Origin of the sequence: Sphingobium amiense, assembly GCF_003967075.1 — a bacterium.
Taxonomy (GTDB): Bacteria; Pseudomonadota; Alphaproteobacteria; order Sphingomonadales; family Sphingomonadaceae; genus Sphingobium; species Sphingobium amiense.
The window spans coordinates 506,729-530,337 of record NZ_AP018664.1 but is presented as its reverse complement, the minus strand read 5'-3'; the positions used below and the strand labels follow the sequence as shown (position 1 = coordinate 530,337).

Genomic DNA, 23,609 nt, shown 5'->3' with positions numbered 1-23,609 from the left:
CCTCAACCGCGGAACATCACCTTCATCGCGAGATCCCACGGCCCGCCGCGATAATGCCAGGCCGCCAGCCCGGCAATGGCGAGCGGACGGGGCTTGAATGTCGCGCAAAGAACGGCGGCCAGCGCCTTGGCTTCTTCCGGCGAAACCTTGTTCTGAACGGTGATGTGGAAGCGGGGGCGGCCCTGATCCTGCGGGGTCAGCAGACCGGAGAAGGCTTCCGCCAATTCCTGCCGCATGGCCAGCAGGTCGGGACTTTCGACACGATAGGCGACGCCACGCCCCAACATCATGACTTCGGTCAGACGCGCTGGCGGCGGCGGTCCGGCGCATAGTCCCCGCAGACGCTGCGCGACCTCTGCGAGCGCAGATGGCGGCAGGTGGTGGAACAATGTGATGTGCGCGGGGATATGATTGCGTTCGGGCGGGAAATGCGCCCGTCGCAGCGCGTCGGCCCAGGCGAAATCCTGCGCGCCCATGAGCGCCGTCACGATGACCGGAGCAGTGTCGCTCATACGGCTATCGTATCGCTGCTGAAACGGTTATGATCCGGGACGAAGGTGGCCATGCGACCGCCAGACAGGGAGAGGCGCGCCATGTTCACGCAACGATCCATATTCGTCATCGGCATCATCCTGCTGTTCTGGAACCTCATGGGGGTGGCGGCCTTTTTCACGCAATATCATATGAATCTGGGCGAGCTGGCCGCCACCGATCCGGTCGGCGCGCGGATCTTCGCCGCAATGCCATCGTGGTTGTGGGCAGTCTATGGCGTTGCGGTGGGCGCAGGAACCCTGGGCGCCATCCTGCTGCTGCTGCGACGGGCGAGTGCCGCGCTCCTGTTTCTGCTGTCGCTGATCGCGGTGCTGGTGCAGTTCGGCTACACCCTTGGCGCCACCGACCTGATCGCTCAGAAGGGGCTGGCGACGGCGGCAGGATTCCCCGCGCTCGTCATCCTGATCGCAATCGGCCAGTGGCTTTACGCCCGCGCTCTGGTCGTGCGGGGCGCCCTGCGCTGACGGTCAGAGTTCGCCCCGTGCCCGCCTGATCTCGAACCATTTGCGCACATTCTCATTATGCTGCTGGTAGGTGTCGGCGAAGATATGGCCGCCCTTTCCGTCCGCGACGAAATAGAGCGCCTTGGTGGCTTCGGGATGAAGCACCGCGAAGATCGACAATTTGCCCGGATTGGCGATCGGCCCCTTCGGCAGGCCCGTCATCGCATAGGTGTTGTAATCGTTGACCGCGGCGATCTCCGACTTGCGGATGCGGCGACCGAGCGGCTTGCCGCGCGTGATCGGATAGATGATCGTGGGGTCCGCCTGCAGCATCATGTTGGTACGCAAACGGTTATAATAGACGGCGGCGACCTTGGGCCGCTCGGCGGGGACGGCGGTTTCCTTTTCCACGATACTGGCCAGAATGACGGCCTCTTTGGGTGTCTTGACCATCAGCCCCTTGGCGCGACCAGCCCATAGCCGGGCCAGTTCCCTGTCCATCGCCGCCTGCATCCGCTTGAGGACGGCGGCGCGCGGTTCGCCCTTGTCGAAGGCGTAACTGTCGGGAAGCACGCTGCCTTCTTCCGGCACGTCGATCGTGCCGGTCAACTGATCGTTCGCCATCAGCCGTTCGTAGACGAGGATGGAGGGCATCCCTTCGGGAATGGTGACGAGGCGCGTGACCGTCTTGCCGCCCTGGAGGATGGAGAGGATGTCGCTGTTGCTGGCGCCGGCGGGGATGACGAACTCGCCCGCCTTGATCGGCCTGGCGCCCCCGAAGATTTTGGCTCGGGTCAGAAAGGCGTCGGCCGACCGTACCGCCCCTTCCCGCTTCAGCAGGACGGCGGCGTCGGACAGGCTCGCGCCTTCCGGCACGGTGATGCCGATGTCCTGCGTGGCCGGTCCCTGCTCGGTCCAGCCATGGACGAAGCGGAAGGCGACGAACGCACTGGTGGCAAGCACGACCAGAAGGACGGCAAGCCCGAACCGGCGCATGGGCGTGGAGCGGAGTTGCCGTGCCATGTCTGACCGCTCCCTTTCGCCGTCAGATCGCCTTCATGATGAGCGACGCATTGGTGCCGCCGAAGCCGAACGAGTTGTTCAGCACCGCGCGCACCTTCCGCTCCTTGGCGACATGGGGGACGAGGTCGACGCCCTTGCAGCTCTCGCTCGGCTCGTCGAGGTTGAGCGTGGGCGGCACGATCTGGTCGCGCATCGCAAGGATGCAGAAGATGCTTTCCACCGCGCCCGCGCCGCCGAGCAGATGGCCGATGGCGGACTTGGTGGAGGACATCGACATGGTCGACAGATGATCGCCGAACAGCCGCTTGACCGCGCCCAGTTCCAGCTCATCGCCCAGCGGGGTCGAGGTGCCGTGCGCGTTCACATAGTCGATGTCGGCGAGGCTGAGGCCGGACTTTCTGAGCGCCATTTCCATCGAACGATAGCCGCCGCTGCCCTCGGGGTGAGGAGCGGTGACGTGATAGGCGTCGCCCGACAGGCCATAGCCCACGACCTCCGCATAGATTTTCGCGCCGCGCTTTTTCGCGTGCTCATATTCTTCGAGCACGACGACGCCCGCGCCTTCGCCCATGACGAAGCCGTCGCGGTTGACGTCATAGGGACGGCTGGCCCTTTCCGGCGTGTCGTTGAAGTTGGTGCTGAGCGCGCGCGCCTGCGCGAAACCTGCGATGCCGATCGGACAGATCGCGCTTTCCGCGCCGCCCGCCAGCATCACGTCCGCATCGTCCATCGCGATCATGCGCGCGGCGTCGCCGATGGAATGCGCCCCGGTCGAACAGGCGGTTACCACCGCATGGTTCGGACCCATCAGGCCATATTTGATCGAGACCTGACCCGAGATCAGGTTGATGAGGCGGCCATGGACGAAGTGCGGCGAGACGCGGCTTGGTCCCTTGTTCGCCAGCACCAGCGATTCGCTTTCGATGCCCGGCAGCCCGCCGATGCCCGATCCGATCGAGCAGCCAGCCCGCAGCCTTTCTTCTTCCGACATGTCGTCGAGACCCGCGTCGCGCAGCGCCTGACTGGCGGCGGAAATGCCGTAGACGATGAAGGGGTCGACCTGCCGCTGGATCTTGTGATCGACGTCGAGCGAGGCGTCATAGCCATATTCGTGATCCGCCGGCTTCACTTCGCAGGCGATCCGGCATTTATATTCGGTGGCATCGAAGCGCGTGATCGTGGCTGCGCCGGATCTGGAAGCGATGATGTTCTTCCAACTGGTTTCCACGTCCCCGCCAAGCGGGCTGACCATGCCAAGGCCGGTTACGACGACACGACGCATATGCTAGCTCCGAACTGAAATCTGGGCCTGTTCCCGCCCATGTAGCCATTGGGAACACGCTTTCAAACCGCGTGCCCATATGAAAAGGCTCCCCGCGCTCCGGCAGGGCCGGAAAGGAGGAGCCGTTCCTTCTCGCAAAAAGCAGCGGCCCTCCCCATGCGGGGTCAGGCCGCCATCGCCTTACTGCTTGCTGTCGATATAGTCGATGGCGTCCTTGACGGTGCCGATCTTTTCGGCCGCGTCGTCAGGGATTTCCACGCCGAATTCTTCCTCGAACGCCATGACCAGTTCAACGATGTCCAGGCTGTCTGCGCCCAGATCGTCGATGAAGCTGGCGTCCTCGGTCACCTTTTCGGCTTCGACGCCCAGATGCTCGACGACGATTTTCTTTACGCGATCCGCGGTCTCACTCATGAGAGGTCCTTCTTACTGGGTATCGTTGATGGTCTGTGAACAACCGTTAAGGCAATGCCCTAGAGCCAAGCCCCGATAGAGGCAAGAGGGAAGGCCGCCAAGCCCCCTTCGACGCCAGCGGCAACATTCCGCAGCGCCAAGGGGAGGGGCGGCGCTGCGGCGACGCTGTTTACCAAAGTTTCAACCGCCCGTGCGAAACAGCACGGATGAGCGCCCCGCCCTGCCCCGATCGCTTCATCACGCGCGAGCGTGTGCGCATCACATCCTTGATCGCACTGGCGGCGACGATCATCGGTATCGGCTGGCTTCTGGTCACGACGCATGGAACAGTGGATGCACTGGGACGGCCGCTGGGCACCGATTTTTCCAACGTCTGGACCGCCGGATGGATGGCAGATCACGGGCGGGCCGCCGCGGCATGGGACTGGGACGCGCAGTATGCGGTGCAGAAGCAGGTCCACCATGACCCGCATATTCCCTTTTATGGATGGCACTATCCCCCGCCCTTCCTGCTGATGGCAAGTCTGCTGGCGAAACTGCCCTATGTGGCGGCGCTGCTGCTGTATCAGGCCATGACGCTGGCAGGAGCGCTGCTCCTGGTGCGGCGCATTCTGCCGGGCGACAGGCTGGCGATGCTGGCGGCGGCGGGCGCGCCTGTGGTGATGATATGCCTGGGTCACGGGCAGAACGCGTTTCTCACCGCCGGACTGCTGGGTGGAGGCATGCTGCTGATCGACCGGCGGCCATGGCTGGCAGGCGCGTTGCTGGGCGCTCTGGTCTACAAGCCGCAGTTCGCGGTGCTCATCCCCGTGCTGATTCTTGCGCGAGGGAATGCTCGCGCCTTCATCGCGGCGGGTGGGACGGTCGTCGCCCTGTGCCTGCTGACGCTGACGATCTGGGGCTGGGCAGTGTGGCAGGCTTTCGTCGACTCCCTGCCCCTCACCCGGCATGTCGTTATCGAAGCGGGCGCTACGGGATGGGAAAAGATCCAGAGTCCCTTTGCAGCCGTCCGGCAATGGGGCGGTTCCATCCCCCTCGCCTACACGGTGCAGGGGCTTGCGACAGCGCTTGCGGTCGCGGCGGCGGGGCTTGCGGCAGGGCGCGGCTCGGCGAATGTGCGCGGCGCAGCAGCTCTCAGCGCAGCGCTGCTCTGCACGCCTTATGTGCTCGATTATGATTATGTGCTGCTGGGCGTCGCCATCGCTTTTCTCGTGGCGGACATGCTGCGGCGCGGAGCGCTCAAGTGGGAAGCGACCGGCCTCGCCTACGCCTGGGCCGCACCCCTGTTCGGACGTGCCGTGTCGGAATTTGCCCATATCCCGATCAATCTGATCGCGGCCTTTGTCATGCTGACGCTGGCGATGCGGCGCGCCATCCTGCTGGACGGCGCGCTCGACTTTGTCAGATCATCGCCATTCCGCCATTCACATGCAGGGTCTGGCCGGTGACGTAACCCGCCTCGCGGCTGGCGAGATAGACCACGGCCGCGCCGATGTCGTCGCCGCTGCCCAGATCGCCCGCCGGTATCTTGGCGAGGATGCCGCTCTTCTGCGCGTCGTTCAGCGCATCGGTCATTGCCGAGCGGATGAAGCCCGGCGCGACGCAGTTGACGGTGATACCCCGGCTCGCCAGTTCCTGACCGAGGCTTTTCGACATGCCGATGATCCCGGCCTTCGACGCGCAATAATTGGCCTGTCCCGGATTGCCCGTGACGCCCACGACCGATGTGATCGAAATGATGCGACCGAAGCGCGCTTTCATCATCGGCTTGGCGGCAGCGCGGACGAGGCGAAAGGCAGCCTCCAGATTGACCTGAATGACCTGACTCCATTCCTCATCCTTCATCCGCAGGATCAGGTTGTCGCGCGTGATGCCCGCATTGTTGACGAGGATGTCGATTTTGCCGCCCAGCGCATCCACCGCCTGCGGCACCAGCGCGTCGACGGAAGCGGCGTCGGACAGGTTGCAGACGACGGTCCTGTGATCCCCGCCCAGTTCCGCCGCGAACGCCTTGAGCTTCTCCTCATTGCTGCCCGACAGCGCGAGCGTCGCGCCCTGCGCCGCCAGCGCCTTTGCAATGGACGATCCGATCCCGCCCGAAGCGCCCGTCACCAGCGCGGTCATGCCTGTAAGGTCGAACATGTTTTTAATCCTCTTTCGGGGTCAGAAGGCGGCCAGCGCCGCTTCGATGTCATCCATGGTGATGACGCTGCGAACCGTCGCGTCGGGCGCGATACGCTTGATCATGGGACCGAGCACCTTGCCGCCCAGCTCGACATATTCGGTGACGCCCGCGTCCCACATGGCGGCGATGGATTCGCGCCAGCGAACCCGGCCCGTCACCTGCTCGACGAGGCGCGCCTTGATCTCTTCCGGATCGGCGACCGGTGCGGCAAGGACGTTGGCATAGACCGGCAATAGCGGCGCATTCATCGCCGCCGCCCCCAGCGCATCCTTCATCGCATCGGCGGCGGGCTGCATCAGCGGGCAATGGAATGGCGCGGAAACGGGCAGCAGCACACCGCGCTTGATGCCGTGATCCTTCACCATGGCGACCGCGCGTTCGATTGCGCCCCGGTGGCCGGATATCACCACCTGTGTCGGATCGTTGTCGTTGGCGACGGCGCAAACCTCGCCCTCCGCCGCCCCGTCGGCCAGTGCCTGCGCCTTGTCGATGTCCGCGCCCAGCAGCGCCGCCATCGCCCCTTCGCCCACCGGGACGGCCGCCTGCATCGCCCGGCCGCGCAGCTTCAGCAGGCGCGCGGTTGTACCGATGTCGAACGCTTCGACCGCGCAGAGCGCGCTATATTCGCCGAGGCTGTGGCCCGCGACATAATCGCCCTTTTCGGCGAGGCGAAAGCCCCCCTCCTTCTCCATCACGCGCAGCGTGGCGAGGGCGTTCGCCATGATCGCTGGCTGCGCGTTTTCAGTGAGGGTCAGGTCGCTTTCCGGACCTTCCACCATGATGCGGAACAAATGTTGCGACAGGGCGTCATCGACCTCCTGAAACAGCTCCCGCGCGGCGGGGCTGGCGTCGCCCAGCGCCTTGCCCATGCCGACGGACTGGCTGCCCTGTCCCGGAAACACAAATGCCCGCATGCTATCGTCCTTCTTCCCGGCACTTCCCCAGAGCGCCTGTTCCCTCAATCGTTACACTTTGAGACATAAATGTCGTTGAGCCGTACATATGCCTGCGGCAGTCAGAAACTGAACCCGTCCGACCGGCGTCGGGCGAAAGTGAAGCGGCCCCTTTAACGATGAGAGAGAGCAAGGAAAAGGTGCGTTATCGCAAGCTCCTGATCGGCGGGACGGCGCTGTTGCTCGCGGGTTGCGCGGCGGGTCCGGACTATCGTGCGCCGCAGGCTGGAACGCTGGGCGTGCCGGATGCCTATTATTCCGGGGCGAACGGCCCTGCCCCCAGCGAGGCTGAACTGGCGCAGTGGTGGACGCGGCTCGGCGACCCGGCGCTGAGCGCTCTGGTGGACGCCGCCGTCGCCAACAATCTCGACATCGTGCAGGCGCAGGCGCGGTTGCGGCAGGCACGCGAAAGTCTGGCTCAGGCGAATGCATCCTTCCTTCCGCAACTGAGCGGCACCGCCACCGGCGGACGCAATTACAGCAATCAGGACGCAGGCGGCCGGCTGGACGCGAACGGCAATCCCATCGGCGGAGGCGGCAGCAACTGGTCGAGCAGCTACAATGCCCGCGTCAATGCAAGCTGGCAGATCGACCTGTTCGGCGAACTGGCGCGCGGGCGGGAGGCCGCGCGCGCCGATCTGGCGGCGTCGGGCTATGATCTCGCCAATGTGCGCATCACGATCATCTCCGAACTGGTCACCAACTATGTGCAGGCGCGCCTTGCGCAGGAGCAACTGCGCATCGCCCGCGAAACGCAGAAAGTGCAGCAGGACAATTACCAGATCGCCAACTGGCGGCTGCAGGCGGGCCTTGTCTCCTCCCTCGACGAGCAGCAGGCGCGTGCCCAACTGGCGCAGACCAACGCCACCGTGCCGCAACTCGAAGCGAGCCTGCGCGGCAGCCTGAACCGCATCGCAGTCCTGACGGGTCAGGCGCCCGGCGAAGCGACGCGGACGCTGGAAACACCCGCCGCCATCCCGGTCGCCGCGACCGGCATCGCAGCGGGCATTCCCGCCGACACGCTGCGTCAGCGGCCTGACGTGCGCAGCGCCGAACGGGCACTCGCAGCAGCAACGGCGCGGATCGGTGTCGCGCAGGCGCAACTTTATCCCGCGCTCGGCATCAGCGGCAATATCGGCACCACCTCCAACGCCTTCGGCGAACTGTTCAAGCTCATCACCGGCGGCATTTTCGGCAATATCCAGCAGCTGATCTTCGACGGCGGACGCGCCGCTTCGCAGGTCCGCTCGCAGCGCGCCGCGACGGACGCTGCCTTCGCCGCCTACAAGCAGAGCGTGCTGACCGCGCTGGAGGATGTCGAGAACGCCATGGCGCAACTGACGAGCGCCCGCGCCCGCAAGACCGAGTTCACGACCGCACTGGAAGCGTCGAACAACGCGGCCATTCTGGCGCGCAGCCAGTATCAGGCGGGCCTCATCGACTTCCAGACGCTGCTCACCAGCGAATCCACCCTGCTGAACGCCCGCAACAGCCTGGCGTCCGCGCAATCCGACGAGGTTCTGGCCGTTGCCCAGCTCTATAATGCGCTGGGCGGCGGCTGGCAGAATATGGACACCCAGCCCCGATGAGCAATGACGTGACGCAGGACAAGGATCTCGACGATTTCCTCGGCGCCCGGCCGCAGAAACCATGGCGCAAATGGGCGGTGCGCGGCGCGATCGGCATCGGCCTGATCCTGCTGATCCTGCTTGTCGCACGCTGCTTTTCGGGCGACGAGAAACCCAATTACGCAACGCGCGGAGTGCGCAAGGGCGACCTGACCGTCAGCGTATCGGCGACCGGCAACCTGAAACCGGTCAATCAGGTCGATGTGGGTTCCGAACAGTCCGGCAAGATCACGGCGGTCTATGTCGACGTGAACGACCGCGTGACGAAGGGGCAGCGGCTCGCCGAACTCGATACCCGCCGCCTCGTGGACACGGTGAACCAGAACCGCGCGCAGGTTTCCGCCAGTCAGGCGCAGGTCGCGCAGGCACAGGCGCAGGTCGCCCTCGCCAAAGCGACGCTCGACCGGCAGGAAAATGTGTTCCGCCTGTCGGGTGGACGCGTGCCCGCAAAGACCGAACTCGACGCCGCGCGGGCGGACTATCAGTCCGCGCTCGGATCGCTCCGCGCCGCGCAGGCGCAGGTCAGCGTCGCGCGCGCGCAGCTATCGAGCGCACAGACCAATCTTTCCATCGCGCAGATCGTCTCTCCGGTCACAGGCGTGGTGCTGTCGCGCGACATCGAGCCGGGGCAGACGGTCGCGGCGTCGCTCAACGCGCCTGTGCTCTTCACCATCGCCGAAGATCTGACCAAGATGGAGGTGGAAGTCGCGGTGGACGAAGCCGATGTGGGGCAGGTGAAGGAAGGGCAGAATGCGACCTTCTCGGTCGACGCTTTCCCCGGTCGCACATTCCCCGCGCGCGTCACCCGCGTCAATGTAGGGTCCAACGCGTCGAGCAGCAGTTCGAGTTCCTCGTCCTCGGGCAGCAGTTCGACGGCCAGCACGGCAGGCACGGTCGTCGCCTACACCGCCGTTCTCAGCATCGACAATGAAGACGAAATCCTGCGCCCCGGCATGACCGCGACGGCAGACATCGTGACGCAGGAACTGCGCAACGTGCTCCTCGTCCCCAACAGCGCGCTGCGCTTCAAGCCCAGCAGCGACGCAGGCCAGGGCGGCGGCATCACCAGCGTGCTGCCCGGCCCGCGCCGCTTCCGCCGGGGCGGCGGCAACCGGCAGGTGAATTTCGGCGCAGGAAGCAGCCAGACGGTCTATGTCGTGGGCGAGGACGGCAATCCCAGGGCGGTGCAGGTCGTCGTGGGCGCGAGCGACGGCGCGCGCACGGTCATCACCGGCGGCGATCTCAAGCCCGGCATGCGCGTCATCACGGGCCAACTCGCCAAGGGGCAGGAAGCGCCTGCGGAGGACCAGCGAGACCCGCAGGGCGGCGACCGCAAGGCCGCGCCCTCGGGCGAGCGGCGGCGCAACCCGGCGGCGGACGGCAGACCCGCCAGTATGGGAACGCTGGGCAATTCGGGGGATCGCGCGCCGGAAACCGCGCCAGTCGCTCCGACCGACACCCGCGGCAGCGGACAGCAGGGCGGAAACTGATCCGCCATGACGGGCGATCCCATCATTTCCCTGCGCGGCGTGACCAAGGTCTATGGCGACGGGCCGACCGCCTTTCAGGCATTGAAGGGCATCGACCTCGACATCGCGGCAGGCGACTTTGTGGCCGTCATGGGTCCATCGGGGTCGGGCAAGTCGACAACGATGAACATCCTCGGCTGCCTCGACGTGCCGTCAGGGGGACAGTTTCTGTTCAAGGGCCGACATGTCGAAACGCTCGACCGCGACCAGCGCGCACTCCTTCGCCGCCGCTACCTCGGCTTCGTGTTTCAGGGCTTCAACCTTCTTTCCCGCACCACCGCGCTGGAGAATGTCGAACTGCCGCTCCTCTATCGGGGCGAGGACAAGAAGGTTCGCTACGAGATGGGCATGGCCGCGCTCGACAAGGTGGGGCTACGGGAATGGTGGGACCATACCCCCGCCGAACTGTCGGGCGGTCAGCAGCAGCGCGTCGCCATCGCACGCGCCATCGTGACGCAGCCCGACGTTCTGCTCGCCGACGAACCGACCGGCAACCTCGATTCGGAACGATCGGTCGAGATCATGGAGTTGCTGACCGACCTCAACCGCAACAGCGGCATCACGGTCCTCATGGTGACACACGAACCCGATATGGCCGCTTATGCGCGCACCATCGTCCATTTCAAGGACGGTCTGGTGGAGCGGATCGAGGAAGGAGTGAAGGCGTAAGATGCTGGGCACCACCGTCATCCTCGCCTTCCGCGCGATCAACCGGCACAAGCTGCGGAGTTTTCTGACCACGCTGGGCATCATCATCGGCGTGGCGGCGGTGGTGACGATGGTGACGCTGGGCAACGGCGCGACCGCCGCCGTGCGCGAACAGATCAGTTCGCTGGGCGCCAACGTCCTGCAACTGCGCCCCGGACAGGGTTTCGGTCGCGGCGGCGGCGGTCCCCGCCCGCCCGACTTCAAGGAAGCGGACCTCACCGCCATCGAGAACCAGTTGACCGGCGTGCGCGCCGTCGCTCCGGTGGTGCAGTCGAGCGGCACCGCGATCTACGAAGGCAACAACTGGTCCACAACCGTCTACGGCACCACATCCGCCTATTCCGAAGTGCAGCAGTGGAAGGTCGCGGATGGCCGCCTGTTCCTGCCCGACGAGGAAGAAGCGGGCCGATCGGTCTGCATCATCGGCAATACGGTGCGCACGAACCTGTTTCAGGGTGCGGAACCGGTCGGCAAGCGGATGCGCATCAAGGGCGTTTCCTGTCAGGTGATCGGCGTCTTGACGACGCGCGGCCAGGGCGGCTTCGGCGATCAGGACGATGTGGTCGTGATGCCGATCAGGTTCGTGCAGCGCCGCTTCACCGGCGACCGCGACATCAGTCAGATCATGGTCGCGGTGGACGACGCCTATGACACCAGCACCGTGCAGGCCAGCCTTGAGGAGCTGATGCGCGAACGGCGCAAGGTGAAACCGGGGTCGGAAGATAATTTCAACGTCTTCGACACCAAGCAGATCAGCGACACGCTGACCGGCACGACAACCATCCTGACGCAGATCGTCGGTGCTGTCGCGGCCATATCGCTGCTGGTCGGCGGGATCGGCATTATGAACATCATGCTGGTATCGGTGACGGAGCGGACGCGGGAGATCGGCATCCGCCTCGCCATCGGCGCGGTGGCGCGGGAAGTACTGATGCAGTTTCTGGTAGAGGCCATCGTGCTGTCCTGCCTCGGCGGGCTGATTGGCCTGTTCCTCGCGCTGATCGCCTCGGTCGCCATTGCCCCGCTGATGCAGGTGCCGTTCCTGTTCGACCTGCGCGTCAACCTGATCGCCTTCCTCTTTTCCGCCGCGATCGGGGTGGTGTTCGGCTATTTCCCGGCGCGGCGGGCGGCGGCTCTCAACCCCATCGACGCCCTGCGACACGAGTGAAACATACCCCTTTTCAGCGGTTTATGAACGACCATTCATGTAAGGTGGGGTTTTGATACATTTTCCGACACTCTTTGCAGGCGCGCGGGACAGGCCTGATACAATTGCCGCCTAACTCTGTCTTCGACGCCGGGAACGGCGCCTGACACAGAGGACAAGGAGCAAGACATGTTCAAGAAACTCATCATGGCCCTGACCGCCACCACCATGATCGCAGGACCGATCGTCACCGCGCAGGCGCAGGCCCAGACCTACGGCCCGCACCGCCAGCAGGCGACGCGCACCGTGGTCAAGCATAACCCCCATGGCCGCACGGTCGTGAAGAAGCAGACTGTCGTCCGGAAGGACACGCATCGCCGCTGGGCGAAGGGTCAGCGCTTCGACCGGCGCTACGCCACCAACTATCGCGTCATCAACAATTATCGCGATTACCGCCTGAACGCCCCGCCGCGCGGCTACCACTGGGTTCGGTCGGGCAATGACGCGGTGCTCGTCGCCCTCACCAGCGGCATCATCGGCGCGGTGATCGGCAGCGCGATCCGGTAAGACCGCCATCCGTTATCCATGCCGCCCCGCAGCCTCTCTCCGCTGCGGGGCGGTTTTTCATGTGCTGGTTGACGCTGTCGTCTACGGCACGTCGCATTGGGCCTCAGGCCAGCCCCGTCAGGTAAAAGACGGCGATGATGATGAACACGGTCAGCGTCTTGATGAGCGTCAGGGCGAAAATGTCTTTATAGGCCTGCCTATGGGTCAGGCCCGTCACGGCGAGCAGCGTGATGACCGCGCCGTTATGCGGCAGGCTGTCCATGCCGCCCGACGCCATCGACGCGACCCGGTGCAGCACTTCCCGCGGGATGCCGGCAGCGTCCCCCGCCGCCATGAACTGATCGGCCATCGCGGCGAGCGCGATCGACAGGCCGCCCGAAGCGGAACCGGTGATGCCCGCGAGCGACGTGACGGTGATCGCTTCGTTGACTAGCGGATCGGGAACGGCGCGCAGCGCATCCTTGACGATCAGGAAGCCGGGCAAGGCGGCAATCACCGCGCCGAACCCATATTCGACCGCCGTGTTCATGCCTGCGAGCAGCGCGCCGCCTACGGCCGCTTTCGATCCTTCGGCAAAGCGGCGCGCCACCGTTCTGAACGCGAACAGCAGGATGGTGGCGATCCCGGCCAGCAGAGCGCCTTCCACCGCCCAGAGCGCGGACACCTGCGCCACCTTGACCGCTACCGGCTCGGCCATTCCGGGCAGCGACAGCTTCACTTCCTCCTGCGGCAGCCAGCGTGGAATCGACAGCGTGAGCGCCAGATTGCCCAGCCCCACCACCAGCAGGGGCAGCAGCGCGATCAGCGGGTGGACCAGCGCGTCGTCGGCAACCGGCACCGGCTCGTTCACCAGCGTTTCTGGCGCGCCATAGCCCTCCCCCGCCGCCGCGAGGGACCGCCGACGCCAGCCGAGATAGGCAAGGCCCATGCCGACGATACACAGCGACCCGATCCCGCCCAGCACCGGCGCGGCCCAGGTCGTCGTGCCGAAGAAGCTGGTGGGGATGATGTTCTGGATCTGCGGCGTGCCCGGCATCGCGTCCATCGTAAAAGTAATGGCGCCGAGGCCGATGGTCGCGGGCACCAGTCGCTTGGGGATGTCGGCGTGGCGGAACATTTCGGCCGCGAAGGGATAGACGGCGAACACCGCGACGAACACCGACACGCCGCCATAGGTGAGCAGCGCGGTCACGATCATGATCGCCGGAATGGCGCGCGATGCGCCCACCAGACCGATCACCGCCGTGACGATCGCACGGGAAAAGCCGGAAATCTCGACCAGCTTGCCGAACAGCGCACCCAATAGGAACACCGGGAAATAGAGTTTTAGGAAGCTCGCCACCCGCTCCATGAACAGGCCGGAGAAAGCGGCAGGCACCGCCGCCGGATCGGTCATGAACACCGCCAGCATCGCCAGGAGCGGCGCCATCAGGATGACGCTCATGCCGCGATAGGCCGCGACCATCAGCAGGATGAGGGATAGCGCCGCTATTGCCACTGCCATATAGAAATCCTGCCCCTCTCTCCGTCGCCAAGCGCTTTCGCTCCGGCGACGCAATTACGATGAAAAGAAGGAAAGGCACAAGTTGGATCGGCGGACCGGCAAAACTGCCATTCCCCTTGCCTTTCCCAACCCTTTCCGCCATAGGCGCGCCTTCGTTCAGGCGTCGGGGTGACTCGGCTGCCGGTGCGAAGCATTTTTGCAAGACGACAGCCGGAGGGGCGTTCCACATGGGGTGGGCGTCAGCAATCGGCCAACAGAGAAGGCTTAAACATGGCTCTTTACGAGCATGTGTTCCTTGCGCGCCAGGATCTGGCACAGGCGCAGGTGGACGCTCTGGCGGAAACCGCCACCAAGATCGTCGAGGATATGGAAGGCAAGGTCACGAAGGTCGAGACCTGGGGTCTGCGCAGCCTCGCCTACAAGATCGCCAAGAACCGCAAGGCGCACTATGTGATGCTGAACATCGACGCCCCCGCCGGCGTCGTCGCGGAACTGGAGCGCCAGACGCAGATCAACGAAGACATCATCCGCTACATGACCGTCAAGGTCGACGCGCTGGAAACCGGCCCGTCTGTGATGATGCGCAAGCAGGACCGCCCCGATCGTGGCGGCCGCGGCGACCGTGGTGATCGCGGTGACCGTGGCCCGCGCCGCGAGCGCGAAGAAGCCGCTGGCGAATAAGGAGATCTGAACCATGGCACGCCCGTTTTTCCGCCGCCGCAAGAGCTGCCCCTTCGCCGCCAAGGATGCGCCGAAGATTGATTACAAGGACGTTCGTCTGCTTCAGGGCTTCGTGTCCGAACGCGGCAAGATCGTCCCCAGCCGCATCACGGCCGTTTCGGCCAAGAAGCAGCGCGAACTGGCTCAGGCCATCAAGCGCGCCCGTCACCTGGGCCTGCTGCCCTACATCGTGAAGTAAGGGAGTAGACCCCATGGAAATCATCCTGCTCGAGCGTATCGAGAAGCTGGGCGCAATCGGCGACATCGTGACCGTCAAGGACGGCTACGCCCGCAACTATCTGCTGCCCAACAAGAAGGCTCTTCGTTCGAACAACGCGAACAAGAAGGTCTTCGAAGCCAACCGCGCCAAGATCGAGGCTGACAACGCCGCCCGCCGTTCGGACGCCGAAAAGGCCGCCGAAGGCGTCAACGGCAAGCAGATCGTCCTGATCCGCCAGTCGTCCAACGCCGGCCAGCTTTATGGTTCGGTCGCGGTCCGCGACATCGTGGAAGCGCTGCACGCCGATGGCGTGACCAACGTCTCCAAGGCGATGGTCGTGCTGGAACGCCCGATCAAAACGCTGGGCCTGTTCGACGTGAAGGTCGCGCTGCACCCCGAAGTCGTCACCACCATCTCGGTCAATGTCGCCCGCTCGCCGGACGAGGCCGACCTTCAGGCGCAGGGCGTCGACGTGATGGCCGACCTCTTCGAAAAGGACGAGAGCGGCTTCACCGAAGACTATGATCCCAATGCCGAACCGGGCGAGATCGCCACGTCGGCGGCTGCTGACGAAGAGACGGCCGAAGAGGCCTGATCCTTCCAGCCGGATCGACGAACGAGAAAGCCGCCCCTTGCCGGGCGGCTTTTTTGTTGCAGGAAGGAAGGCTGCGCCTGTCACGCGAGTCGCTTCAGCCGATGCCCCATGCCGCTTCCTTCCTCGCCCGCCGATGGCCCCTGCTGACGACAGTGCTGCTGGCGGTTCTGTCGCTGGCGATCTTCTGGCCCGGCGTGGTCAGCTTCGATGCGGTCGGCCAATATGGTCAGGCCATGACAGGGCGTTACGACGACTGGCATCCGCCGATCATGGCGCGCCTCTGGTCGCTGTTTCGGCCGGAAATCTGGCGGGCGGCGCCGATGCTGATCGTGCAGGTCACCGGCTACTGGATCGGGCTGGGACTGATCGCGGAGGCGCTTTCCGGATGGCGGAGAGCCGCTGCCTTCGCAATCGGCCTGTTTCCTCCGCTCCTTGGCTGGCAGGCGGTGATCGTCAAGGACAGTCAGTTGATGGCCGCGCTGCTCCTCGCAACGGGAATCATTGTCCATTCCCGTTTGCGCGGGAGGATAATGGCACAGTGGCAACTGGCGTTGGCCTACATCCTCATCGCCTACGCGCTGCTGGTTCGCGCCAACGCGCTGTTCGCGATTGTCCCGTTCGCGGTGCTGATAGCCGCGCGAGGGTCTATCCGGGTGCGGCACGGCGTGGCGATCCTCGCCGCTCTCGCCATGGCGCTCACGCTTGGCCCTGTCGTCAACCATCGGCTGCTCGGCGCACGGGACAGTGGAGTGCAGCGGACGGTCCCGCTCTACGATCTGGCGGGCATCGCGGTCCGGGCCGATGCGCCGCTGGCGGGGTTCGCGCCAGATGCGGGGCGGCGGCTGAAGGCGGCTCATTGCGTCAAGCCGCTCTTCTGGGACACCCTTGGCAGTCGGGACGAATGCGCCGCTGCGATGCATCCGCTCGATCGCGCGGCGCCCGGCCATCTCTACGCACTGTTGGCGACCGCAGCGATTGCGCACCCGTTCGCCTACGCAGCGCATCGACTGGCGCACTGGAATTCGACCGAACGCTGGCTTGTCGGCGGACGCTGGCCTCTGGCAGCGCCCCCTGCCCGCACCGAACCCAATGACTGGCATCTCCCGGACCCCTCGCTGCATGCCGCTGCGGAGTGGATGGCCGTGGCGGTGCTGTTCGTCGGATTGCCTTTCTGCTGGCCGGTCGTCTGGACATTCGCCGCAGCGATGGGCCTGTGGCGATGCTGGAACGGAAAGGACGACCGCGACGTGATCGCCCGCGCCCTGTTGGCATCAGCGTTGGCGCAGGAAGCGAGTTTCCTCGTCATCAGCATCTCATCGGACCTGCGCTATCATCTCTGGTCGATGGTCGCGACGGCGATCGGGTGGCTGTTCGCAAGGCGGCACGGTTCCAAAAGCCTTGCCGCGTGGACGATGGCAGGTATTGCTTTTCTGGTCGCGACAGGCGCGGCGGCGCGCTGGACCTTGCCGCCAGCCCCCGCGACCTACGCCGACCTTATGCGATAAGGATCAGCCCGCCTTCTTCCGCCGCGTTTCCCACCCCTTTTTGGCAGCGGCGGAACGGTCGGCAGCGGAGCGGCGGGCGGACGCAGCCCCGCCCTTCCGGCCGCCCTTGCGGGAGGAGCCATGCGTGTCCGCCTTGCCCCGGCCCGATCCGGATTTGTTGCCGCCGCCTGACTCCTTGTTGACGGTCGCCCACGCTCGGCGCTCCGCCTCGTCTCTGGAAACACCGCGATCCTCGTAGCCCTCCTCGATGTGGCGGGCCTTGCGCTTCTGCTTGTCGGTGTAGCTGCTCTTGTCGCCCTGGGGCATCAGTCGTCTCCTGAATGGCCGCTCCCGCAATCCAACTCGTGATAAACCCATGTGTTCATATCGGTGCGCCTGCGTCACGAAGGATGGAACGGCGGACAGCGCGCAGACGTTCGGACGGCATGAACACCCCTCCCCTCATCGCGCGGCTGGCCCGGCACCTCGCCAAGGACCGGCCCGATGACTGGCCCGGCCATGTCGAAGCGGCGGCCAGCATTCTCGCCATCCTCAAGGACGCGGACGAAGCGATGCGCGAGGAAGGCGACCTCGCCATCTGGCAGCGTATGATTGACGCAGCGCTCCGGGAACGCTGGACGATGCGGCAACCGGGCGCGGACGGCACGTCGCCGGGCGGCGCCGACGAGGAAGGCGACATGCGCCTGACGCCGGACGCCATCGGGCATGACCGCGCGGACTGGATGCATATTCGTCGGGAACAGGAGACATCGTCATGAAAGGGCTGTTGAAACTCGCGATCGTATCGGGTCTCGGGGCGTTTGCCTTCAAGGGCTGGCGCGACTGGATGGGCACCGCTCAGCCGCGCGGGTCATTGCCCGAAGTGCGCGAGGCAGGGCCGCAGCACGGCATTTCGCCCGACGACTGGGATGTCGTGGACGAGCAGTCCGACGAGAGCGTCCCTGCCAGCGACCCGCCGGGCAACTACTGAGCGCGACGCGCCATTGCCCGGATGCCTGCCGCGCCCTATGGAGCGCAAGGCGGGCATAGCTGCCTATTACAGGGGAAATTGTTCCATGCCTTCAGGGCTGATCGCGTTGCTCGACGATGTGGCGGGCATCGCCAAAATGACCGCCGCGTCGCTCGATGATGTCGCGGGCGCGGCGGGCAAGGCGGGGTCGAAGGCGGCGGGCGTCGTGATCGACGATACGGCGGTTACGCCCAATTATGTCATGGGCATCAGTCCGCAGCGCGAATTGCCGATCATCTGGAAAATCGCGAAGGGATCTTTGCGCAACAAGCTGCTGTTCCTGCTGCCTGCCGCCCTGCTGCTGTCCGCGTTCGCGCCATGGGCGCTGCCGCCGCTTCTGATGCTGGGCGGCGCGTTCCTGTGTTACGAGGCTGTCGAGAAGATCGCCGAGGCATTCGGTGGCGATCACGCCGAAGACGATAGCGCACCTGCCGATCCTGCGGAACTTGAGAAGCAGAAGGTGTCGAGCGCCATCCGCACCGATTTCATCCTGTCGGGTGAGATCATGGCGATTTCGCTCGGCACGGTGGCCGACAAGCCGCTCTGGGAACAGGCGATCGTGCTGGTGGTGGTGGCGTTCTTCATCACCGCGGGGGTGTATGGCGTGGTCGGCTTCATCGTGAAGATGGATGACATCGGGCTTCATCTGGCCCGGCGCAGTTCGGCGGCTGTCCGCGCACTGGGCCGAGGTCTGGTAAAGGCGATGCCGATCCTCATGTCGTTGCTGGGCGTCGTCGGCACGGCGGCGATGCTGTGGGTGGGCGGCGGCCTGATCGTCCATGGCCTGCACGAATTTCACTGGGATCTGATCCCCGGGGTCATCCACCATGTCGCGCAGGGCGCAGCCCATGCCAGCCCTGCGATGAGCGGAGCCGTCGAGTGGATCGTCAACGCGGCGGGCGGCGCTCTGGTCGGACTGGTGATCGGCGGACTTGTCGTCGCAGCCCTGCACGTGCTGCCGTCGAAGGCGCACAAGGGCTGATCCCATGCGATCTCCATGGCGGACCGAAGCTGGCGCACTGATCGCGCTGGCCCTGCCGATGATCGCGGGCAACATCGCCTGGGCGGCCATCGCGGCAAGCGATCTGTTGCTGCTGGGCCGTCGCGGCGCGGAAAGCGTCGCGGCGGGCGCCCTCGCCATCAACCTGTTCCATGCGCTGCTGATCTTCGGCATGGGGCTGGTGACGGCTGCATCGCCGCTCATCGCCAGCGAGCGGGGACGGCGGCGGCACAGCGTCCGCGACGTCCGGCGCACCGTTCACCAGACGCTGCGCGCGGCGCTGTTCTTCGTCCTGCCCGCCTGGGCCCTGCTGTGGGAATGCGAAACCATCCTGCTCGCCATGGGGCAGGAACCGGACCTCGCGCGCGGAGCTGCAGCGCTGATGCATGGCCTGCAATGGGCGCTGCTGCCGTTCCTGGGCTTTACCACCCTGCGCAATTTCATCGCCGCGCTCGAAAGGCCGGTATGGGGGCTGGTCATCATGCTCGCCGCCATTCCTTTCAACGTTCTGATGGGCTGGGCGCTGATCTTCGGGCATCTCGGCTTTCCGGAAATGGGCCTGTTCGGGGCCGGGCTGGCGAGCAGCCTGTCCTCCTCATTCCTGTTCATCGGGCTGCTGGCGGTCATCCTGCTGGACCGGCGGTTCCGGCGTTACCGACTGATGGGCCGGTTCTGGACCCGCGACCGGGAACGGCACCGTCAGGTCTGGGCGCTGGGGCTGCCCATTGCGGTGACGCTGGGTTTCGAAACGACCGTGTTCAATGCCTCGGCTTTCCTCATGGGACTGATCGGGCGCGACTCGCTCGCCGCGCATGCCGTCGCGGTCCAGATCGCTGCGCTGGTGTTCATGGTGCCCATGGGCATCGGACAGGCGGCGACGGTCAGGGTCGGGATCGCCCACGGCCGCCGGGACCGGGCCGCTATCGGGCGTGCGGGATGGCTTGCACTGATATTGGGGACAGGCTTTGCCGTTGGCGCGGCCACGCTGCTGCTCCTGTTCCCCCGCGCCCTCATCAGCGCCTTCCTCGATCTGTCTGACCCGGCGAACGCGCAGACGGTGACGCTGGCAGTCAGTTTTCTGGGAATTGCCGCACTGTTCCAGCTTGTCGATGCGGCGCAGGCGGTGGGCGCGGGCGTGCTGCGCGGTGTGCAGGACACGAAAGTGCCGATGATCTTCGCGCTCATCGGCTACTGGATCGTGGGCGTCGGCGTTGGCGCGTTCCTGGCCTTCCCGCTTCACATGGCTGGCCTTGGCATCTGGATCGGCCTTGCCAGCGGGCTGGGAGCGGTCGCCTCCCTCCTGTTGGCCCGCTGGGCGCTGCGCGAACGGCTGGGCCTCGTGGCATTCTGAGCGGGTTTTTTCCGTGGCTTGCATGGCAGAAACATGGTGCGGCGCACAAAGCAATTGAAAGAATCGCGCAAATCGGTCAATCAGGACCGATCATGCAAGCCCCGACCGAGATTTTTGAAGCGATCGCGCTCCAGAAGTGCCTGAAGGTGACCTACAACAAGATGGTGGTCACGCTGGCGCCGCACATCCTCTACACGCGCCATGACGAGATGTATATCGACGCCGTCACCACGGACCGGGACGGCCGCCCGCCGCGTGAGCTGAAACTCGGCACGTTCAAGCTGACCGGCCTTTCTGACATCCAGATCCTCGATGAGACTTTCGAGGGAATGTATGGCCTCTATGACGAGGGCGAGGAAAAATATAAGGGCGTCACTCTCTTCGCCATCGCGCCCGAAAGCGCGGCGGCTTGATCCAGCGCGAGTGGGCGGCGATGGGCCGCCCTTCTCATTTCTTCAGCCTGTATCCGGTGCGGAACATCCACGCGATGATGCCGACGCACAGCGCCAGCATCCCCGCCACGAACAGCAGGCTGAACTCGATCTCCACATCGCCGCGCCCGAAGAAGGTCCAGCGGAAGCCGGAGATCAGATAGACGATAGGGTTGAACAGCGTGATCGTGCGCCACGGTTCGCCGAGCATATGCACCGAATAGAAGGCGCCCCCCAGGAACGTCATCGGCATGATGAGCAGCAGCGGGATCACCTGCAACTGCTCGAAACTCTGCGCCCAGATGCCCAGGATAAAGCCGAACAGGCAGAAACTGACCGCGATCAGCACCATGAACGCCGCCATGGCGAAGGGATGCGCGACCGGCACATCGACGAACAGGTGCGCCGTCACGAAGATGATGGTGCCCACGATCAGCGACTTGGTCGCCGCCGCGCCGACATAGGCGATCACCGTCTCCGTTGCGGATACGGGCGCGGATAGCAGTTCGTAGATGGTGCCGGTGAATTTGGGCATATAGATGCCGAAACTCGCGTTGAAGATGCTTTCCGTGAACATCGACATCATGATGAGACCGGGCACGATGAAGGCCGCATAAGGGATGCCGTCGATTTCTGTCATGCGCGATCCGATCGCGCCGCCGAACACCACGAAATAGAGCGACGTGGTGATGACCGGGACCAGCAGCCCGGTCAGCAGCGTGCGGCGGAAACGGTGCAGTTCGAACCTGTAGATGGCGGCGATGGCGCGCAGATTCTGGAGGCTCATGCCGCCTTCTCCTCATGGACGAGGCTAACGAAGATATCCTCCAGGCTACTCTGCCGGGTGTTGAGATCCTTGTAGCCGATTCCGAGATCGCCCAGCCGCCGCAGCAGCGACGACACGCCGGTGCGCTCGGCCTGCGTATCGAAAATATACTCTATTTCGCCGCCCTCGGCGTGCAACGTCACGTCCCATTCGGAAAGCGCGGCGGGCAACGCCTCGATCGGTTCGGCGAGAACGACGGTCAGCGTCTTCTTGCCGAGCTTCTTCATCAGCGCGGTCTTCTCTTCGACCAGCACCAGTTCGCCGCGGTTGATGACACCCACCCGGTCAGCCATCTCCTCCGCCTCCTCGATATAATGGGTGGTGAGGATGATGGTGACGCCGGTCTGGCGCAGTTCGCCGATCAGTTTCCACATGTCGCGGCGCAGTTCTACATCGACGCCGGCGGTCGGTTCGTCGAGGAACAGCACGCGCGGTTCGTGTGACAGCGCCTTGGCGATCATCACGCGCCGCTTCATGCCGCCCGACAGTTCCAGAATCCTGTTGTGGCGCTTGTCCCAGAGCGACAGGTCGCGCAGAATTTTCTCGACATGGGCGTCATTGCGCGGCTTGCCGAACAGGCCGCGGCTGAAAGTCACGGTGTCGATCACCCGCTCGAACTGATCGGTCGAAAGCTCCTGCGGCACAAGACCGATGGCGGAGCGCGCGCCGCGATAGTCGCGAACGATGTCGTGCCCGGCGACGGTCACGCTGCCGCCGGTTGGTCGGGCGATGCCGCAGATGATCGAGATCATCGTCGTCTTGCCCGCACCGTTCGGCCCGAGCAGCGCGAAAATCTCGCCTTCGCTGATGGAAAGATCGACGCCTTTCAGCGCCTCGAAACCCGACGCATATCGTTTCGTCAGGCCGCTAACCTCGATGATGGATGCCATGGATGGCTCTGCCCCTTTTGCGTTGCCGCAAAGATAGTGGGCCGGTGCCGATCCGCAACCTACTCCCCCTGACGGAAAAAGCGGAAGACCGTGGCAGGGGGAAAGTTTCGCACCGTCTGCCCCGCCCGCTCCACATCGAGACCGAGCGCATCGAGCACCTCGCGGTTGACCGGAGGCCGCATCGAATAGGTGAACTGCACGAAGCTGCCGCCGGGACGGAGCATGCGGAACGATTCGGACAGGATGTCCGCATGCATCCCCCGGTCCATCGCCAGCAGCGGAAGGCCGCTCACGACCGTCTGGTAATCCCCCGGCTCTCCCGCCGTCGCGGTCGACACGATCTGCGCGGGCGTTTCCAGCACCGATACGGTGGGGAAATGGCGACGAAGGCCGCGCGCGAAGCCGGGATTGATCTCCACCACCTCCAGCCGGTCGGCAGGCAGGCCGGTGGCGAGAATCGCGCGGGTGAAAACGCCCGTGCCGCCCCCCAGCTCCAGCACGCGCCCGCTGTCGAGCGGGTCGATCTGCGCGACCATCAGCCGGGCGAGATAGCGGCTGGAGGGCACGACCGATGCCGTCTGACGCGGCTTTTTTACCCAGGCAGCAAGGAAATCGAGATATTCGGTCGCGCGCGCCCGAAATTCGCTGTTGGGCAAAGCGATCGCGCGGCTGCGCTTGGGCTTATATTGCATGGGCGAAATGCGACCGCTCTCTAACCATCCGCTCTCCCTTAGCGATGTGGAAGGGTCGCGTCGATTGGCTTTCGTTCAACCCCCTTTCAGGATCGCAAAAGGACGAAATTTCATCATGGGTTATCGCCCGTGCATCCTAATGGCCGGACGATGCATTGAAGCCGTCAGCGCCTACGCGCGCGAACAGGGAGGCTTCATCTATGTCGGCTGAAACCGAAGAGCGGATACGCGCGCGGGCGCACGAAATCTGGGAGGCGCAGGGCCATCCGGAAGGTCTGGCCGAAGAACATTGGGCGCAGGCGTCGGCGGAGATCGCCGCGCTCGATGGCGGCGGTTCCGAGGCCGCGCTGCCGAACCCGCTTGCGACGGGCGCGTCGGCTGCGGAACTGGCCAAGCCGAAACGGGGGCGGAACCCCCCGCCCGCCTGAAATCGCT

Annotated in this window: 28 protein-coding genes; 17 read left to right on the top strand and 11 right to left on the bottom strand. The window is 64.9% G+C overall.

Features of this window, described 5'->3' with window-relative positions; genetic code table 11:
- Positions 1 to 2: 2 nt before the first annotated feature.
- Positions 3 to 512 carry a 2'-5' RNA ligase family protein gene (locus tag SAMIE_RS02480; RefSeq protein ID WP_066697975.1) on the bottom strand — a complete coding sequence of 170 codons (510 nt, stop codon included), beginning with the start codon at positions 510 to 512 and terminating at the stop codon, positions 3 to 5.
- A gap of 81 nt (positions 513 to 593) precedes the next feature.
- Between SAMIE_RS02480 and SAMIE_RS02475 the strand changes: the two genes are divergently transcribed.
- Positions 594 to 1,016, top strand: a complete 423-nt coding sequence (locus SAMIE_RS02475) for a sugar transporter (protein WP_066697977.1) — start codon at positions 594 to 596, stop codon at positions 1,014 to 1,016.
- A 3-nt stretch (positions 1,017 to 1,019) separates the two neighbouring features.
- On the opposite strand, the gene mltG is transcribed toward SAMIE_RS02475, so the two are convergent.
- The 3 genes from mltG to SAMIE_RS02460 all read right to left on the bottom strand — a co-directional run bounded on the left by mltG (position 1,020) and on the right by SAMIE_RS02460 (position 3,714).
- Complete coding sequence (mltG, locus tag SAMIE_RS02470) at positions 1,020 to 1,991, bottom strand: endolytic transglycosylase MltG (RefSeq protein ID WP_066697979.1); 972 nt, start codon at positions 1,989 to 1,991, stop codon at positions 1,020 to 1,022.
- A gap of 49 nt (positions 1,992 to 2,040) precedes the next feature.
- The gene (gene fabF, locus SAMIE_RS02465; RefSeq protein ID WP_066697981.1) at positions 2,041 to 3,300 is read right to left on the bottom strand and encodes a beta-ketoacyl-ACP synthase II; all 1,260 of its coding nucleotides are present in this window, start codon (positions 3,298 to 3,300) and stop codon (positions 2,041 to 2,043) included.
- Between the two features lie 180 nt (positions 3,301 to 3,480).
- Positions 3,481 to 3,714, bottom strand: a complete 234-nt coding sequence (locus SAMIE_RS02460; RefSeq protein ID WP_006950224.1) for an acyl carrier protein — start codon at positions 3,712 to 3,714, stop codon at positions 3,481 to 3,483.
- Positions 3,715 to 3,920: 206 nt separating this feature from the next.
- Here SAMIE_RS02460 and SAMIE_RS02455 point away from each other — a divergent pair, with 206 nt between their 5' ends.
- Complete coding sequence (locus tag SAMIE_RS02455; protein ID WP_066697983.1) at positions 3,921 to 5,162, top strand: glycosyltransferase family 87 protein; 1,242 nt, start codon at positions 3,921 to 3,923, stop codon at positions 5,160 to 5,162.
- Here SAMIE_RS02455 and fabG read toward each other — a convergent pair.
- Together fabG and fabD are read right to left on the bottom strand one after the other, a co-directional pair.
- Positions 5,116 to 5,856: a 3-oxoacyl-[acyl-carrier-protein] reductase gene (gene fabG, locus SAMIE_RS02450; protein WP_066697992.1), complete on the bottom strand. Its 741-nt coding sequence runs from the start codon at positions 5,854 to 5,856 to the stop codon at positions 5,116 to 5,118. The two genes, SAMIE_RS02455 and fabG, sit on opposite strands and share 47 nt — an antisense overlap.
- Positions 5,857 to 5,877: 21 nt before the next feature.
- A complete protein-coding gene (gene fabD / locus SAMIE_RS02445; protein ID WP_066697994.1) occupies positions 5,878 to 6,813 on the bottom strand; it encodes an ACP S-malonyltransferase in 936 nt (311 codons plus the stop codon).
- 158 nt (positions 6,814 to 6,971) lie between these two features.
- On the opposite strand from fabD, the gene SAMIE_RS02440 reads away from it, so the two are divergent.
- The 5 genes from SAMIE_RS02440 to SAMIE_RS02420 all read left to right on the top strand — a co-directional run bounded on the left by SAMIE_RS02440 (position 6,972) and on the right by SAMIE_RS02420 (position 12,431).
- Complete coding sequence (locus SAMIE_RS02440; RefSeq protein ID WP_083952397.1) at positions 6,972 to 8,441, top strand: efflux transporter outer membrane subunit; 1,470 nt, start codon at positions 6,972 to 6,974, stop codon at positions 8,439 to 8,441.
- Positions 8,438 to 9,970: an efflux RND transporter periplasmic adaptor subunit gene (locus tag SAMIE_RS02435; RefSeq protein WP_066697996.1), complete on the top strand. Its 1,533-nt coding sequence runs from the start codon at positions 8,438 to 8,440 to the stop codon at positions 9,968 to 9,970. The genes SAMIE_RS02440 and SAMIE_RS02435 overlap by 4 nt, the downstream gene beginning before the upstream one ends.
- A gap of 6 nt (positions 9,971 to 9,976) precedes the next feature.
- The gene (locus SAMIE_RS02430) at positions 9,977 to 10,678 is read left to right on the top strand and encodes an ABC transporter ATP-binding protein (RefSeq protein WP_066697998.1); all 702 of its coding nucleotides are present in this window, start codon (positions 9,977 to 9,979) and stop codon (positions 10,676 to 10,678) included.
- A gap of 1 nt (position 10,679) precedes the next feature.
- Complete coding sequence (locus tag SAMIE_RS02425; protein WP_066697999.1) at positions 10,680 to 11,885, top strand: ABC transporter permease; 1,206 nt, start codon at positions 10,680 to 10,682, stop codon at positions 11,883 to 11,885.
- 168 nt (positions 11,886 to 12,053) lie between these two features.
- Positions 12,054 to 12,431 carry an RcnB family protein gene (locus SAMIE_RS02420; protein WP_066698002.1) on the top strand — a complete coding sequence of 126 codons (378 nt, stop codon included), beginning with the start codon at positions 12,054 to 12,056 and terminating at the stop codon, positions 12,429 to 12,431.
- A 103-nt stretch (positions 12,432 to 12,534) separates the two neighbouring features.
- Here the strand turns inward: SAMIE_RS02420 and SAMIE_RS02415 are convergent, their stop codons facing one another.
- On the bottom strand, positions 12,535 to 13,935 hold the full coding sequence (locus tag SAMIE_RS02415) for a GntP family permease (RefSeq protein ID WP_066698005.1): 1,401 nt from the start codon (positions 13,933 to 13,935) through the stop codon (positions 12,535 to 12,537).
- Between the two features lie 270 nt (positions 13,936 to 14,205).
- Between SAMIE_RS02415 and rpsF the strand changes: the two genes are divergently transcribed.
- From rpsF to SAMIE_RS02395, 4 genes are read left to right on the top strand one after another with little or no spacing between them, the layout of a single operon-like run.
- Positions 14,206 to 14,616, top strand: coding sequence for a 30S ribosomal protein S6 (gene rpsF / locus SAMIE_RS02410; RefSeq protein ID WP_066698008.1), 411 nt, complete (start codon positions 14,206 to 14,208; stop codon positions 14,614 to 14,616).
- A 13-nt stretch (positions 14,617 to 14,629) separates the two neighbouring features.
- Positions 14,630 to 14,854: a 30S ribosomal protein S18 gene (rpsR, locus tag SAMIE_RS02405; protein WP_004212076.1), complete on the top strand. Its 225-nt coding sequence runs from the start codon at positions 14,630 to 14,632 to the stop codon at positions 14,852 to 14,854.
- Positions 14,855 to 14,867: 13 nt separating this feature from the next.
- Complete coding sequence (gene rplI, locus SAMIE_RS02400) at positions 14,868 to 15,470, top strand: 50S ribosomal protein L9 (protein ID WP_066698012.1); 603 nt, start codon at positions 14,868 to 14,870, stop codon at positions 15,468 to 15,470.
- 56 nt (positions 15,471 to 15,526) lie between these two features.
- Positions 15,527 to 16,975: a hypothetical protein gene (locus SAMIE_RS02395; RefSeq protein ID WP_126516709.1), complete on the top strand. Its 1,449-nt coding sequence runs from the start codon at positions 15,527 to 15,529 to the stop codon at positions 16,973 to 16,975.
- A 3-nt stretch (positions 16,976 to 16,978) separates the two neighbouring features.
- Here SAMIE_RS02395 and SAMIE_RS02390 read toward each other — a convergent pair whose 3' ends face one another.
- Positions 16,979 to 17,281 (bottom strand): plasmid stabilization protein, encoded by a 303-nt coding sequence (locus tag SAMIE_RS02390; protein ID WP_066698025.1) that lies wholly within the window; start codon positions 17,279 to 17,281, stop codon positions 16,979 to 16,981.
- A 119-nt stretch (positions 17,282 to 17,400) separates the two neighbouring features.
- Here SAMIE_RS02390 and SAMIE_RS02385 point away from each other — a divergent pair, with 119 nt between their 5' ends.
- The 5 genes from SAMIE_RS02385 to SAMIE_RS02365 all read left to right on the top strand — a co-directional run bounded on the left by SAMIE_RS02385 (position 17,401) and on the right by SAMIE_RS02365 (position 20,748).
- Positions 17,401 to 17,733 (top strand): hypothetical protein, encoded by a 333-nt coding sequence (locus SAMIE_RS02385; RefSeq protein WP_066698029.1) that lies wholly within the window; start codon positions 17,401 to 17,403, stop codon positions 17,731 to 17,733.
- A complete protein-coding gene (locus tag SAMIE_RS02380; protein ID WP_066698032.1) occupies positions 17,730 to 17,945 on the top strand; it encodes a hypothetical protein in 216 nt (71 codons plus the stop codon). The genes SAMIE_RS02385 and SAMIE_RS02380 overlap by 4 nt, the downstream gene beginning before the upstream one ends.
- An 85-nt stretch (positions 17,946 to 18,030) precedes the next feature.
- A complete protein-coding gene (locus SAMIE_RS02375; RefSeq protein WP_066698034.1) occupies positions 18,031 to 18,966 on the top strand; it encodes a DUF808 domain-containing protein in 936 nt (311 codons plus the stop codon).
- Between the two features lie 4 nt (positions 18,967 to 18,970).
- On the top strand, positions 18,971 to 20,335 hold the full coding sequence (locus tag SAMIE_RS02370) for an MATE family efflux transporter (RefSeq protein WP_066698035.1): 1,365 nt from the start codon (positions 18,971 to 18,973) through the stop codon (positions 20,333 to 20,335).
- A gap of 92 nt (positions 20,336 to 20,427) precedes the next feature.
- Positions 20,428 to 20,748: a WYL domain-containing protein gene (locus SAMIE_RS02365; protein ID WP_066698036.1), complete on the top strand. Its 321-nt coding sequence runs from the start codon at positions 20,428 to 20,430 to the stop codon at positions 20,746 to 20,748.
- Between the two features lie 34 nt (positions 20,749 to 20,782).
- Here the strand turns inward: SAMIE_RS02365 and SAMIE_RS02360 are convergent, their stop codons facing one another.
- Genes SAMIE_RS02360 through SAMIE_RS02350 form a run of 3 tightly spaced genes read right to left on the bottom strand, consistent with a single transcriptional unit; the run spans position 20,783 to position 23,174 of the window.
- Complete coding sequence (locus SAMIE_RS02360) at positions 20,783 to 21,553, bottom strand: ABC transporter permease (protein ID WP_066698037.1); 771 nt, start codon at positions 21,551 to 21,553, stop codon at positions 20,783 to 20,785.
- Positions 21,550 to 22,482 (bottom strand): ABC transporter ATP-binding protein, encoded by a 933-nt coding sequence (locus SAMIE_RS02355; protein ID WP_066698039.1) that lies wholly within the window; start codon positions 22,480 to 22,482, stop codon positions 21,550 to 21,552. The genes SAMIE_RS02360 and SAMIE_RS02355 overlap by 4 nt, the downstream gene beginning before the upstream one ends.
- 59 nt (positions 22,483 to 22,541) lie before the next feature.
- Complete coding sequence (locus tag SAMIE_RS02350; RefSeq protein ID WP_066698042.1) at positions 22,542 to 23,174, bottom strand: class I SAM-dependent methyltransferase; 633 nt, start codon at positions 23,172 to 23,174, stop codon at positions 22,542 to 22,544.
- 200 nt (positions 23,175 to 23,374) lie between these two features.
- Between SAMIE_RS02350 and SAMIE_RS02345 the strand changes: the two genes are divergently transcribed.
- A complete protein-coding gene (locus SAMIE_RS02345; protein WP_066698044.1) occupies positions 23,375 to 23,602 on the top strand; it encodes a DUF2934 domain-containing protein in 228 nt (75 codons plus the stop codon).
- Positions 23,603 to 23,609 lie beyond the last annotated feature (7 nt).